General features: G+C 70.7%; 10 protein-coding genes. 3 read left to right on the forward strand and 7 right to left on the reverse strand.

What is annotated here, in order from left to right; genetic code table 11:
• Positions 1–3: 3 nt before the first annotated feature.
• The 6 genes from ACPYN5_RS13460 to lepA all read right to left on the reverse strand — a co-directional run bounded on the left by ACPYN5_RS13460 (position 4) and on the right by lepA (position 6,810).
• Positions 4–774 carry a 16S rRNA (uracil(1498)-N(3))-methyltransferase gene (locus ACPYN5_RS13460; RefSeq protein WP_424449499.1) on the reverse strand — a complete coding sequence of 257 codons (771 nt, stop codon included), beginning with the start codon at positions 772–774 and terminating at the stop codon, positions 4–6.
• Positions 775–778: 4 nt separating this feature from the next.
• Positions 779–1,900: a molecular chaperone DnaJ gene (gene dnaJ, locus ACPYN5_RS13465; protein WP_424449500.1), complete on the reverse strand. Its 1,122-nt coding sequence runs from the start codon at positions 1,898–1,900 to the stop codon at positions 779–781.
• Positions 1,901–1,939: 39 nt separating this feature from the next.
• Complete coding sequence (gene hrcA / locus ACPYN5_RS13470; protein WP_424449501.1) at positions 1,940–2,977, reverse strand: heat-inducible transcriptional repressor HrcA; 1,038 nt, start codon at positions 2,975–2,977, stop codon at positions 1,940–1,942.
• A 79-nt stretch (positions 2,978–3,056) separates the two neighbouring features.
• Positions 3,057–4,274, reverse strand: a complete 1,218-nt coding sequence (gene hemW, locus ACPYN5_RS13475) for a radical SAM family heme chaperone HemW (protein ID WP_424449502.1) — start codon at positions 4,272–4,274, stop codon at positions 3,057–3,059.
• Positions 4,274–4,933 carry a DUF1990 family protein gene (locus ACPYN5_RS13480; RefSeq protein ID WP_424449503.1) on the reverse strand — a complete coding sequence of 220 codons (660 nt, stop codon included), beginning with the start codon at positions 4,931–4,933 and terminating at the stop codon, positions 4,274–4,276. Before ACPYN5_RS13480 ends, hemW begins: the two co-directional genes overlap by 1 nt.
• A gap of 26 nt (positions 4,934–4,959) precedes the next feature.
• On the reverse strand, positions 4,960–6,810 hold the full coding sequence (gene lepA, locus ACPYN5_RS13485; RefSeq protein ID WP_424449505.1) for a translation elongation factor 4: 1,851 nt from the start codon (positions 6,808–6,810) through the stop codon (positions 4,960–4,962).
• Between the two features lie 204 nt (positions 6,811–7,014).
• Here lepA and ACPYN5_RS13490 point away from each other — a divergent pair, with 204 nt between their 5' ends.
• From ACPYN5_RS13490 to rpsT, 3 genes are all read left to right on the forward strand, one after another.
• Entirely contained in the window at positions 7,015–11,727 is a 4,713-nt protein-coding gene (locus tag ACPYN5_RS13490; protein WP_424449506.1) for an ExeM/NucH family extracellular endonuclease, read from the forward strand.
• 39 nt (positions 11,728–11,766) lie between these two features.
• Positions 11,767–12,504 (forward strand): alpha/beta fold hydrolase, encoded by a 738-nt coding sequence (locus tag ACPYN5_RS13495; protein WP_424449507.1) that lies wholly within the window; start codon positions 11,767–11,769, stop codon positions 12,502–12,504.
• Positions 12,505–12,620: 116 nt separating this feature from the next.
• Positions 12,621–12,881, forward strand: a complete 261-nt coding sequence (rpsT, locus tag ACPYN5_RS13500; RefSeq protein ID WP_112614742.1) for a 30S ribosomal protein S20 — start codon at positions 12,621–12,623, stop codon at positions 12,879–12,881.
• A gap of 166 nt (positions 12,882–13,047) precedes the next feature.
• Here rpsT and holA read toward each other — a convergent pair whose 3' ends face one another.
• Entirely contained in the window at positions 13,048–14,085 is a 1,038-nt protein-coding gene (holA, locus tag ACPYN5_RS13505) for a DNA polymerase III subunit delta (RefSeq protein ID WP_424449508.1), read from the reverse strand.
• Positions 14,086–14,133: the final 48 nt, after the last annotated feature.

The following is a 14,133-nucleotide window of genomic DNA, read 5'->3' on the forward strand; positions in this document are numbered from 1 at the left end:
GCCTCACCAGCGGCCCAGTGCGACGTTGACGACCCCGAGGGCGGCCGGGCCCGCGGTCGAGGTGCGCAGGACGGTGTCGCCGAGACGAACGGCGATCGCACCGGCGGCGCACAGGGCGTCGAGCTCCTCGGGCGCGATACCGCCCTCGGGGCCGACCACGATCGTGACGTCGACACCGGTATCGTTGCCACCGGAATCGTCGCCGCCGGCCGAGCCCCCGCCGAGATCGACGTCACTGAGGCGCTCGGACGCGGTCGGCTCGAGGACGAGCACGCGTTCCGACGAGCATCGCGCTGCGAGCTCGTTCGTGGTCACGGGAGCCTCGACGACCGGAAGCCACGCGCGATGCGCCTGCTTCGCGGCCTCACGTGCGATCGTCGTCCAGCGCTGCACGCCGCGTTCGAGCTTCGGCCCGCTCCATCGCGACACGCTCCGAGCGGCCTGCCACGGAACGATCGCGTCGATGCCGAGCTCGGTGCAGGCCTGCACCGCGAGCTCGTCCCGGTCGCCCTTCGCGAGAGCCTGCACGAGCGTCACGCGCCGAGCGGGGGCGGGCCGTTCGGCGCGTGAGACGACCTCGATCCGGACGAGCTTCGGGTCTGCCGCGACGACGACGCCCTCCAACCAGACGCCCGCTCCGTCGCCGACCGTCACGGCCTCGCCGGCGCGCACCCGTCGGACGCCCGCCGCGTGGTGCGCCTCGGCGCCGGTGAGCTCGACGGTCGAGCCCGGCGTCGCGCCGAGGGGCGCGTCGACGAGGAAGTGCAGCGCCATCGGTTCAGCTGTTCCGGAACCGGTCGCGCAGCTTCGCGAACATCCCCTGGTGGAACTCCGCGAGCCGCGGAGCGGGAGCCTTCGTGCGCTTCTTCAGCTCCTCGATCAGGGCGCGCTCCTTGGCATCGAGGCGCGTCGGGGTCACGACGTGGACGCCGACCCGCAGGTCGCCACGCGTCGAGCCGCGCAGCGGTGTGATGCCGCGCCCCTTGATCGTGAGGACATCGCCGGCCTGCACCCCGGGACGCAGTTCGAGCTCGACGGGGCCGTCGAGGGATTCGATGGTCGTCGTCGCGCCGAGGACGGCGTCGGGCATCGACACCTCGAGCGTTGCAAGCAGGTCGTCGCCCTCGCGGCTGAAGACGTCGTGCGCCGCGACGGTGACCTCGAGGTACAGGTCGCCGTTCGGTCCGCCAGCGGGGCCGACCTCGCCGGAACCGGGCAGCTGCAGCCGCAGGCCCGTCTCGACGCCGGCGGGGATGTCGAGCGACACGGTGCGGCGTGCCCGCACGCGGCCCTGACCCTGGCATGTCGTGCAGGGGTACGGGATCGTGGTGCCGTATCCCTGGCAGACGTTGCAGGGCTGCGAGGTGACCACGTTGCCCAGCAGGCTCCGAACGGTGCGCTGCACGTTGCCCGCGCCGTGGCAGACGTCGCACGTGACGGGCTGGGTGCCCGGCTGGCAGCACGAACCCTGGCAGGTTTCGCACAGCACAGCGGTGTCGACCTCGATGTCGCGGTGAACGCCGAAGACGACATCGCCCAACTCGAGGGTCACGCGCACCAAGGCATCCTGCCCCCGCTCGCGCCGGGAGCGCGGACGCCCCGCTCGGCCGCCCCCGCCTGCACCGCCGCCGAAGAACGTCTCGAAGATGTCGCTGAACCCGCCGAAGCCCGCTGCGCCGCCGAAACCGCCGGCGGAGTCGCCGCCCATGTCGTAGCGCTGGCGCTGCTCGGGGTCGCTCAGCACGTCGTAGGCGTGCGTGACGAGCTTGAATCGCTCGGATGCGTCCTCCCCCGGGTTCACGTCGGGGTGCAGTTCGCGTGCGAGACGTCGGTACGCCTTCTTGATCTCGTCGGGCGACGCGTCGCGCGCGACGCCCAGGACCTCGTAGTGGTCAGCCACGGATCGCCTTTCCGCCCGGTCGGGCGTGGATGGATACGGTCAGCGCGAGCTCTCGTCTTCTTCGAGCAGCCGGCTGAGGTAGTGGGCGACGGCGCGGACCGTCGCGAGGTTGGTCGGGTAGTCCATGCGGGTGGGGCCCATGAGTCCGACGCGGGCGTGCGAGCCCGGCACGTCGTAGTCGCTCGTGACGACGGAGGCCTCGGAGAGCCCGTAGGCCTCGTTCTCCCGTCCGATCCGGGCGGCCACGCCGCGATCGTCGGCGACCATCTCGCCCATGAGGCGGAGCAGGGTCACCTGCTCCTCGATCGCCTCGAGCAACGGATAGATGCTGCCGCGGAAGTCCGCTTCACGCCGCGCGAGGGTCGCGGTGCCGGCCATCACAAGCCGGTCCTGTCGGAAGGTCTCGAGCTCTTCGACCAGGATCAGCGCGATCTCGCGCACCGCTTCGCCGATCGGATCGCCCGCCGACGCGCCCTCCGCCAAGGCCGAGACCGCGCTCACGGCGTCCTTGACCGCACTCCCCGTGACCGCCGCGCGCAGCGTCGCCTTGGCGACCGCGAACTGGGCCTCGTCGAGCACCGTGCGGACCACGCCGACCCGCTGCGAGACACGGCCGGTGTCGGTGACGACGATGACCACGAGGCGACCGCCGCCGAGATCCACCAGCTCGAGGTGCGACACCTGCGCCCGCGCGAACGAGGGGTACTGGACCATCGCGACCTGTCCGGTCAGCTGGGTCAGGGCGCGCACGGTGCGCACGAGCAGATCGTCGAGATCGGCCGGGCCGTCGAGGAAGGTCGTGATCGCGGAGCGCTGAGCCGTGCTCAGCGGGCGGAGCCCGGCGAGGTGGTCGACGAAGACGCGGTACCCCTTGTCGGTCGGGACGCGTCCGGACGACGTGTGAGGCGCCGCGATGAGATCCTCGTCTTCGAGGAGAGCCATGTCGTTGCGGATCGTCGCCGCCGACACTCCGAAGGCGTGGCGTTCGACGATCGACTTGCTGCCCACGGGCTCGCGGGTGTCGACATAGTCCTGCACGATCGCCCGCAGCACCTGCAGTCCGCGTTCCGAGACCATGTCCGTCACCTCCTGTTTGGCACTCGATATCTGTGAGTGCCAATTCTATCGCGCGGGAGACCTCGATCGCCTCCCGCGATCACTCGGTGAGCGCCCGCACGACCGCATCGGCCATCAACCGGCCCCGGAGCGTCAGGACGACGCGCCCGCGGACCGCCTGCGTCCCCTCGATCAGACCGTCGGCGATCAGGGACGCCACCGCGGGGCGCGCCGACTCGTCCAGCTCGGACACGGCGAGGCCTTCCACGATGCGCGAGCGCAGCAGCACCGACTCGAGGCGTCGAGCGTGCTCATCGGGGCGTTCGCGTCCGGCCGCCGGCGAGTCGCCGGCGGCGAGGCGCTGCGCGTACGCAGCGGGGTGCTTGACGTTCCACCAACGCAGTCCGGCGACGTGGCTGTGGGCGCCGGGTCCGTAGCCCCACCAGTCCGTGCCCCGCCAGTACGCCAGGTTGTGGCGAGAACGCTGGTCCGCTGAACGAGCCCAGTTCGACACCTCGTACCAGGCGAAGCCCGTGGCGGCGAGAAGCCCGTCGGCGAGCTCGTACATGTCTGCCTGCAGGTCGTCGTCGGGCGCCGGCACCTCACCGCGACGAATCTGACGCTCCAGCCGCGTCCCCTCCTCGATGATGAGGGCGTACGCCGAGATGTGGTCGGGTGCGAGTGCCACCGCTGTCTCGACCGACCGGCGCCAGTCGTCCAGACTCTCGCCCGGGGCGCCGTAGATCAGATCGACGGAGACATCGAGGCCGGCGCCGCGTGCCGCAGCGACCGCGGTGGCGACGTTGGCGGGATCGTGCGTCCGGTCGAGCGCTGCCAGCACGTGCGGCACGGCGGACTGCATGCCGATCGACAGCCGCGTCACCCCCGCGGCCGCCAGCTCGTCGGCGACCCGCTGCGACATCGTGTCGGGGTTCGCCTCGACGGTGACCTCGGCGCCCGCCGCGATGCCGAACGTGTCGCGGACGCCCGCGAGCATCCGTGCGAGGTCGCCCGCCGGGAGCAGCGTCGGCGTCCCGCCGCCGAAGAAGACCGTCTGGGCCGGGCGCCGCGGGCCGCGCTCGTCGAGCACCGTCGCCGACAGCGCGATCTCGCGCAGCACCTCGTCGGCGTAGGCATCCTGCCGCGCACCCCGCAACTCGGTCGCGGTGTAGGTGTTGAAGTCGCAGTATCCGCAGCGCACACGGCAGAACGGCACGTGCAGGTACACACCGAACGGGACCTCGGGTACGACGACGAGGTCATCGGGCAGCGTACCGCCGACGGGAACCGGATCGCCGATGGGCAGTGCTGCGCCCATCAGGTCTCGGGCGTCGCGTACAGCGGCGAGATCGCGCGGAGGTACCCCTGGAACAGCAGCCGGCGGCGACGGCGGACGAGGCCCGTGAGCATCCGATACGCCAGGGCGGTGGGGCGATCGAACGCGCGGACGACGAACCACACCTCGTCGTTGTCGCGCCACTCGAGGAGGAACGACTCCTCGCCGCTGACGACCGACCCCCCGACGGTGCCGAGGGCGAAGGCGACCCGCCGCGGCTCCTCGTCGACGAAGATGACGCGCAGCTCCGCATCCGCCCGCTGACCCGACACGCGCCCGTGGACCTGGAGCGTCGTGCCGGCGCCGACGTAGGGGGTGCCGTCGGCGGCGAACCGCTGCTCGTGCTCCATACGGCTCGGAGCGACGGCGTTCCCCTCGTCGTCGAAGGCGACACCGGTGTACATCGGGCCCGATGCGGGGCGTACGTCCGCCACCCGCAGGCCCGCACCCCGCAGCGCCGCCCACGACATCAGGAGGTCGGCCGCGGTGTCGAACCGCGCCTGGCCGCTGCCGATGCGCCAGGCGTCCTCGGCCGGGATGCTGCGCTCGGGCGGATACGCCATCAGATCGTGCGCACGCGTCGCGCCGACCGCGGCGTAGTCGACGGTCTCGTCTCGGAAGGTCCCGCGTCGGTGATGCATGGGTCTCCTCGTTGCTCCCGAAAGGGCTACTTCTTGTCCTTGCCCTCGACGTCACCCGACAGGGCCGCGATGAAGGCCTCCTGCGGCACCTCGACGCGTCCGACCATCTTCATGCGCTTCTTGCCCTCTTTCTGCTTCTCGAGGAGCTTGCGCTTGCGGGTGATGTCACCGCCGTAGCACTTCGCGAGGACGTCCTTGCGGATGGCCCGGATGTTCTCTCGCGCGATGATGCGCGCACCGATGGCCGCCTGGATGGGTACCTCGAACTGCTGGCGCGGGATGAGCTTGCGGAGGCGCTCGGTCATCATCGTGCCGTAGGCGTACGCCTTCTCGCGGTGAACGATCGAGCTGAAGGCGTCGACTTTCTCGCCCTGCAGCAGGATGTCGACCTTCACGAGGTCTGCCGTCTGCGATCCGGCGGGCTCGTAGTCGAGGCTGGCGTAGCCCTGCGTGCGCGACTTGAGGTGGTCGAAGAAGTCGAACACGATCTCACCGAGCGGCATGTTGTAGCGGAGCTCGACGCGGTCCTCGCTCAGGTAGTCCATCCCGAGCAGCGTTCCGCGCCGGGACTGGCACAGCTCCATGACGGTGCCGACGTAGTCCTTCGGCGCGAGGATGCCGACCTTGACCACCGGCTCCGAGACCTCTGCGACCCGCCCGTCGGGGTACTCGCTGGGGTTGGTGACGACGACCGTCTCGCCGGTGTCGGTCGCGACCTCGTAGGTCACCGACGGCGCCGTGGTGATCAGGTCGAGGCCAAACTCGCGGGAGAGGCGTTCGGTGATGATCTCGAGATGCAGGAGGCCCAGGAAGCCGCACCGGAACCCGAAGCCGAGCGCGACGGAGGTCTCGGGCTCGTACTGCAGCGACGCGTCGGAGAGCTTCAGCTTGTCGAGCGCCTCGCGGAGGTCCCCGTAATCGCTGCCGTCGATCGGGTAAATGCCCGAGAAGACCATCGGCTTGGGGTCGGTGTAACCCGGAAGCGCCTCGGTGGCCGGCTTGCGGTGGTTCGTGATCGTGTCGCCGACCTTGGACTGGCGCACGTCCTTGACGCCGGTGATCAGGTATCCCACTTCGCCCACGCCGAGCCCCTTGGTGGGGATGGGCTCCGGGCTCGACACGCCGATCTCGAGCAGCTCGTGCGTCGCGCGCGTGGACATCATCTGGATGCGCTCACGGGGCTCGAGTTTGCCGTCGATCATGCGCACGTAAGTGACGACGCCGCGGTACGCGTCGTAGACCGAGTCGAAGATCATCGCGCGGGCCGGCGCCTCGGCATCGCCGACGGGGGCGGGGATGCGTTCGACGATGCGGTCGAGGAGCTCCTCGACCCCCATGCCGGTCTTGCCGCTGACACGCAGGACGTCCTCGGGGTCGCCGCCGATGAGGTTCGCGAGCTCGGCCGCGTACTTCTCGGGATCGGCGGCGGGCAGGTCGATCTTGTTCAGGACCGGAATGATCTGCAGGTCGTTCTCGAGCGCGAGGTACAGGTTCGCGAGCGTCTGGGCCTCGATGCCCTGCGCCGCGTCGACGAGCAGGATCGCGCCCTCGCACGCGGCGAGCGACCGGCTGACCTCGTAGGTGAAGTCGACGTGGCCGGGCGTGTCGATCATGTTGAGCGCGAAGGTGCCGGCGTCCTTCGACCACGGCATCCGCACGGCCTGGCTCTTGATCGTGATGCCGCGCTCGCGCTCGATGTCCATGCGATCGAGGTACTGCGCGCGCATATCGCGGTCGGCGACGACGCCGGTGATCTGCAGCATCCGATCGGCCAGCGTCGACTTGCCGTGGTCGATGTGGGCAATGATGCAGAAGTTGCGGATGAGCTCGGGCGGCGTGGCCGCAGGCGCGAGCGGCTGGAGGGCGCGCGGAGACATGTCCTGGGAAGTCTACCCGGGGCCTCACCCGGGCATGCGCCGCCGCGGCACCGGGTCGCATCGCGGTCCTGCCCGCGCGCTGAACGGGATGAGGAAGATTTAACACATTCGTTGCTTGCTCCCAGGCGTTCCTCAGCCGAAGCTCGAAGCACGGCCGGTCCCCGCGCGACATCCCCCTCGTGCCCGCGCCGCTGGGAGATCTCCGTGACCTCGTCAGTTCACGTTCGCGCGCGCTCGCGCGCTCTGGCCGCCGCGATCGCCGCGGCCACCGTCGCCTCGGCGATCGGGTTCCCGATCAGCGCGGCGGCGGCCGTCGATCCGGCCGCCGACCTCGTCATCTCCGAGGTGTACGGCGGCGGCGGCAACAACGGCGCACCGTTCAACCGCGACTTCGTCGAGATCGCCAACGTCGGGGATGCCACCGTCGACCTGTCGCAGTACAGCGTGCAGTACGCCTCCGCGACCGGATCATCGTGGCAGGTGACCCCGCTCGCCGGCGTCGTCGTCCCGGCCGGAGGCCAGGTGCTCGTCGGTCAGGCCACCGGGGCGAACACCTCGCTCCCGGGCTTCGACGCCGACATCGAGGGCACGGTCGCCCTCAGCGGTTCGCAGGGCAAGGTCGCGCTGGTCTCGAGCACCGACGCTCTCGCCGGCGCCACCGGGATCGTGGATCGCGCCGAGGTCGTCGATCTCGTCGGCTGGGGCGGCGCGACGCACTTCGCCGGCACCGCCGCGGCGCCCGCGACGACCAACGCGACGTCCGTTGCGCGTGACGACGCCCTCACCAACACCGCGGACAACGCGGCCGACTTCACAGCCGGTCCGCCCACGCCGCTGGGCCTCGGCGGCGATGACCCGGACCCCGAGCCGGAGCCGGAGCCGGACCCGATCGCGCGGACGATCGCGGAGATCCAGGGCGACGGTGACGCTTCCCCGCACGTCGGCGCCACCGTCACGACCTCGGGCGTGGTCACGGCGCACTACCCGACGGGCGGGCTGGACGGCTACGTCATCCAGACGCCGGGGACAGGCGGCGACACGACGGCCGGTCGCACGGCATCCGACGCCGTCTTCGTGTACGCCCCCGGCGCTGTCGGCGAGGTGGCTCCGGGCGACACCGTCGAGCTGACGGGCGTGGTGTCGGAGTTCAACGGGCTGACCGAGATCACCGTGGCCACGGGAGCGGCCGCCGTCATCGCCGACGCCGAGCGGCCCGCCCCGGTACGCCTGCCGTGGCCGGCCGACGCTGCGGGCCGCGAGGTGCTCGAGTCGATGCTCATCGAGCCCCAGGGAGCCTTCACGGTCACGAACACGTACTCGACCAACCAGTACGGCGAGGTCGGTCTCGCGGCCGGCGACGCGCCGCTGCGCCAGCCGACCGACGTCGCGCGACCGGGATCCCCGGAGGCCGCGGCGATCGCGGCGGACAATGCCGCGCGGGCGGTCACGCTCGACGACGGCACCAGCGTCAACTTCCTCACGGGTGGCAACCGCGCGCTCACTCCCCCGTACGTCTCGCTCCGCGAGCCGGTCGTGGTCGGAGCCGGCGCCACGTTCACCGCCCCGCACATCGTCGATTTCCGCAACGACACCTGGAAGCTCAACCCCACGGCGCCCCTCGTCGGAAACGGCGCGGGAGAGGATCAGGTCGTCTTCGAGCAGGTGCGCACGGCCGCTCCGGAGGCGGTCGGCGGCGACATCACGATCGCCTCGTTCAACGTGCTCAACTACTTCACGACGCTCGGCACCGACGACGCCGCGTGCGTCGCGTACACCGATCGCTTCGGCGACGGCGTCACGGTGCGCGACGGATGCGACCAGCGCGGCGCCTGGGATGCCGGAGACTTCGAGCGCCAGCAGCGCAAGCTGGTCGCCGCGATCACCGAGCTGGATGCCTCGGTGGTCGGCCTCATGGAGATCGAGAACTCCGCTGCTCTCGGCGAGGCCCCCGACGAAGCGACGTCATCCCTCGTCGATGCGCTGAACGCCGCCGCCGGAGAAGACCGCTGGGCATTCGTGCCCTCGTCGGCCGACCTGCCGCCGGCATCCGAGCAGGACGTCATCACGAACGCGATCATCTACCAGCCCGCTCTCGTCACCCCCGACGGTGCGGCACGAGCGCTGGGCGATCAGAGCGACGACGGCGAGGCGTTCGGCAACGCGCGAGAGCCCATCGGGCAGGTCTTCGCACCCGTCGGCGGCGGCGCCGATCTGCTCTTCGTCGTGAACCACTTCAAGTCCAAGGGATCGGCCGGTCCGTGGCCGGGCGACGCCGACACCGGCGACGGCCAGGGCGCGTCGGTCGAGTCGCGAGTCCGTCAGGCGACGGCGCTGCGCGACTGGGTGTCGGAGGTGCAGTCCGAGACCGGGGTCGACGCCGTCGCGCTGGTCGGCGACTTCAACTCGTACGGCCAGGAGGACCCGCTCCAGGTGCTGTACGAGACGGGCTTCAGCTCGGCGGAACAGGCCTTCGACGTCGCCGGGAGCTCGTACAGCTTCTCGGGCCTGTCGGGTTCGCTGGACCACGTCCTGCTCAACGACGCCGCGCTCGGACGCGCGACCGGTGCCGACATCTGGAACATCAACTCCGGTGAGTCGGTCGCACTCGAGTACAGCCGGTACGCCAACCACGGAACGCTGTTCGACGCACCCGATCCGTACCGCTCGAGCGACCACGACCCCGTCATCGTGGGGATCGGCGCGGAGGCCGCGCCCGTCTCGCTGACCCTGCTGGGTATCAACGACTTCCACGGGCGCATCGACAACAACACCGTCGCCTTCGCCGGCACGGTCGAGCAGCTCCGCGAGGCCGCTGACGGGCCGGTGCTCTTCCTCTCCGCCGGTGACAACATCGGGGCGTCGCTGTTCGCGTCTTCCGTGGCGCAGGATCAGCCGACGATCGATGTCCTCAACGCGCTCGAGCTGCAGGCGAGCGCCGTGGGCAACCACGAGTTCGACCGGGGGTTCGCCGACCTGTCCGGACGCGTCGCCGAGGCATCCGACTACCCGCAGCTCGGCGCCAACGTGTACGAGGCCGGCACGCGCACGCCCGCACTTCCCGAATACGCGATCGTCGATGCCGACGGGCTGTCGGTCGGCATCATCGGCGCGGTGACGGAAGAGACGCCGTCGCTGGTCAGTCCGGCCGGCATCGAGGCGCTGGAGTTCGGCGACCCCGTCGAGGCGGTCAATCGTGTCGCGGCGCAGCTGAGCGACGGCGATGAGACGAACGGCGAAGCCGACGTGCTCGTCGCGCTCTACCACGAGGGTGCCGGAGCCGGCACGGCAGACGGCGCCGACCTCGAGCAGGAGCTCGCCGCCGGCGGAGCGTTCGCAGCGCTCGTCAACGACACCGCGGCGGAGGTCGACGCGATCTTCACCGGTCACACGCACAAGGACTACGCATGGTCGGCAGCCGTCCCCGGCACCGACCGCACCCGTCCGGTCGTCCAGACGGGCTCGTACGGCGCGAACATCGGACGGATCGTGCTCGAGATCGACCCGGACGAGTACACGGTGAGCGCCCACACGGAGGAGCTCGTCCCCCGCACCACCGCGGATGCCGCCGGGCTGGTGGCGTCCTACCCCCGGGTCGCCGAGGTGGACGCCATCGTGCGGGCCGCGCTCGCGAACGCGGCCGAGATCGGCAACACCGCCGTCGGCGAGGTGGCGGGTGACATCACGACCGCGTATGCCGGCGGGTCCTTCGTCAACGGCGTCTGGAGCGGCGGCAGCCGCGACGACCGCGCGTCGGAGTCGGCCCTCGGCAACACCGTGGCCACGATGCTGCGCGACAGCCTGGCCGACCTGCCCGACGGTGCGGTCATCGGCGTCACCAACCCGGGCGGCCTCCGTGCCGACCTGTGGGACACCCAGGCGGAGTTCGGCGCGACGGCCGTGCCCGGTCTCGCCGACGGCACCGTCTCGTTCTCGCAGGCGAACGCCGTGCTGCCGTTCAACAACACGCTCGCGCTCGTGACGCTGACCGGCGAGCAGTTCACCACGATGCTCGAGCAGCAGTGGCAGCGCGCAGCCGACGGCACGGTGCCGCAGCGACCGTACCTGCAGCTGGGACTGTCGGACAACGTGCAGTACACCTACGACCCGGCGCTCCCCGAGGGCGAGAGGATCACGTCGGTCACGGTCGACGGCGCTCCCATCGATCCCGCGGGCGAGTACCGCATCGGCACGTTCTCGTTCCTCGCGGCCGGCGGCGACAACTTCCGCGTCTTCGCCGAGGGCACCGACTACGTCGACACCGGCCTGCTCGACTACGAGGCCTGGGTCGACTACATCGCCGACAACGCGCCGCTCGAGCCCGATTTCGCGAAGCAGGCCGTGCAGGTGTCGGGCGTTCCCGACACGGCGACGGCCGGCGCGCCGGTGTCGTTCTCGGTCTCCGGGCTGAACATGACCAGCCGTGGCGCCCCGGAGAACACCTCCCTCGAGGTGCGCTGGGGCGACACGCTCCTGACGACCGTGCCGGTGTCGGGTGGCACCGCGGCCGTCGAGGCCACGCTCCCCGCCGAGGTGCCCGCCGGCCCTGCGACACTCACGCTGACCGCCCCGGCGAGCGGAACCACGGTATCGGTCGTGGTCGACGTCGAGCAGGCCGTAGACCCGGTGGCGAGCCGGACGCTGCTGCTCCCCGTGCTGCCGGTGCACCTCAACGGCATCCTGCCTACGACGCTGCTCGCGGTGGTCTCGCTCGACGAGGGAACGGCCGCGGGCGTGGTGGAGTTCCGGGAGGGCGATCGCCGGATCGCGACCGTGCCGGTGCGTTCCGGGGCGGCCGCCTACACCCTGGGCCGGCTCAGCCGCGGCACGCACGCCTTCACGGCGACGTTCGTGCCCAGCGACGCCGACGCGGTCGACGGATCGGTCAGCCGGTCGGTGCGGGTGCGCTCCCTGCTCTGAGCACCGCTCGTCCTGCGGCCGCATGCTTAGAGTGGAAGCATGCGGCCGCAGGTCATTTTGGTGCACGGTATCCGCACATCCGCCACCATGTGGCGCGCCCAGGCGGGTCACCTGCGGGAGCGAGGGGTTTCGGTGACCGCACTGGATCTGCCCGGGCACGGCACCCGCATGAGCGAACCCTTCACCCTCGACGGCGCGTTCGCCACGATCGACGATGCGGTGCGGGATGCCGCGCAAGACGGACCTGTGCTGCTGGTGGGCCATTCCATGGGCGGGCTGCTGAGCACCGCGTACGTCGGCCGCGAGGAACGTCCGCCGGTCTCGGCATTCATCGCCGCGTCCTGCACGGCGATCCCCCGCGGTGTCGGCCTCGCCGTCTACCGTGCGCTCGCCCTCGGTTTCGATCGCCTGCCCGGACGCGGCCAGCGGATCACGGACTGGGTGCTCGACCGCACGCTCCCCGTCGAGACGCGACCCGATTTCGGTGCCGGCGGCTACGCGTACGACGCGCAGGATGTCGCTCTGGCGAGCCTGTCGGTGCTCGACCTCCTCGCCTCGATCCGACGCATCGATGTGCCGACGTGGTTCGTCAACGGCCAGTACGACCAGCTCCGCGTCAACGAGCGCCTCTTCACCAAGCTCGCGCCGGGAGCGGAGCTGATCGTCATCCCGCGCACCAGCCACCTCGTCACGGCGATGCGCCCGCGCGTCTTCAACGCCGTCATCGACCTCGCGCTCGCCACGCTCGCCGATACCGGCTCACGCGACTCGACCTGATAGACTTTCAAGTCGGCTTGCCGTGTGGGTTCCTCCCTCACACGACCGCCGTACGGCATCCCTCTACTGTCGTCCGGCACATCCACCGAAAACTCCGAACGAAAGATACGTCGAACGTGGCGAACATCAAGTCGCAGATCAAGCGCAACAAGACCAACGAGAAGGCGCGCGAGCGCAACAAGGCCGTCAAGAGCGCGCTGAAGACCGAGGTGCGTCGCACCCGTGAGGCCATCGCCGCTGGCGACAAGGCTGCCGCCGAGAAGGCGCTGGCCAAGGCCACGAAGAAGCTCGACAAGGCCGTGAGCAAGGGCGTCATCCACGAGAACCAGGCTGCGAACCGCAAGTCGGCCATCGCGAAGCAGGTCGCCGCTCTCTGAGCCATCCCTGTTGAAGGCCCGTCCCGTTCACGGGGCGGGCCTTCTGCGTTGTCCCGGGGTCTCGGTTTTGAGTGAGACCTCAACTGCGCGCCGAGAGGGCGGGGTCACGCCGGCCTCTGGGGGCGAACCTGAGGTCTCGGGGCGAAGGCGAGGCCTCGCGGTGGGGTCAGGAGCCGTAGGGGGCGCGCGTCGCGATGACGGTGACGAGACGCTCGACGGCGAAGACGGGGTCGCGCGAGGCACCCTTGACCTCGGCGTCGGCACGCGCCGCGGCCTGAATGGCGGTGGCGAGACCCGACTCGGTCCACCCGACGAGGTCCCGCTTGGCGCGATCGACCTGCCAGTCCTTCATCCCGAGCTGTGCGGCCAGTGCGGCCGACGGCTCGCGGGTGCCGGCGACGCGCGCCATGGTGCGCAGCTTCGACGCGATCGCGGCGACGAGCGGAACCGGGTCGGCACCGCTGGCCAGGGCGTGCCGCAGGGTGATCAGCGCCTCGCCGTAGCGGCCGGCGATCGCCGTGTCGGCCACGGCGAAGGCTGTCGTCTCGACGCGCCCGCCGTAGTAGCGCTCGACGACCTGGTCGCCGATGTCGCCGGGCACGTCGGAGATGAGCTGCTGACACGCCGCCGCGAGCTCGGTGAGGTCGTCGGCGAACGCCGAGACGAGTGTGCGCAGCGCCGACGGGGCTATCCGCTTGCCTGCAGCCTTGAACTCGCCTGCCGCGAAGTCGAAGCGGTCGGAGTCGCGTTTGATCGCGGGCACCGCGATCTCCACCCCACCGCCCGCGCCCGACCGGACCGCCTCGAGCAGTTTCTTGCCGCGGACGCTCGCGCCGGTGTGGCGGAGGACGATCGTGGCGCCCTCCTGCGGGTTCTCGAGGTAGGCCAACGCCTCGACGAGGAACGCGTCGGAGCACTTCTCGATCCCGGCGACACGGACCAGACGCGGTTCGCCGAACAGCGACGGCGACGCCATGCCGAGCAGGGTGCCGGCGGCGTAGTCGTCCGCACGGATGTCGGAGACCTCCAGGCTCGGGTCCTCGGCCTTGAGGTAGTCGCGGAGGCCGGCGATGGCGCGTTCCGCGCAGACCTCCTCGGGCCCGGCCACCAGGACGATCGGCGCCGGTTCGGGAGCACGCCACGACAGCTGCCGGATCGCCGACTTCGCAGCGCCGCGTGCGGCAGGTCGGCGGGGGCTCGGCATGCGTCCCAGCCTAATCGGGACCGCCGACGCTCGACGGTCCGGACGGGT

This window comes from Microbacterium arborescens, assembly GCF_049707515.1.
GTDB lineage: Bacteria > Actinomycetota > Actinomycetes > Actinomycetales > Microbacteriaceae > Microbacterium > Microbacterium arborescens_B.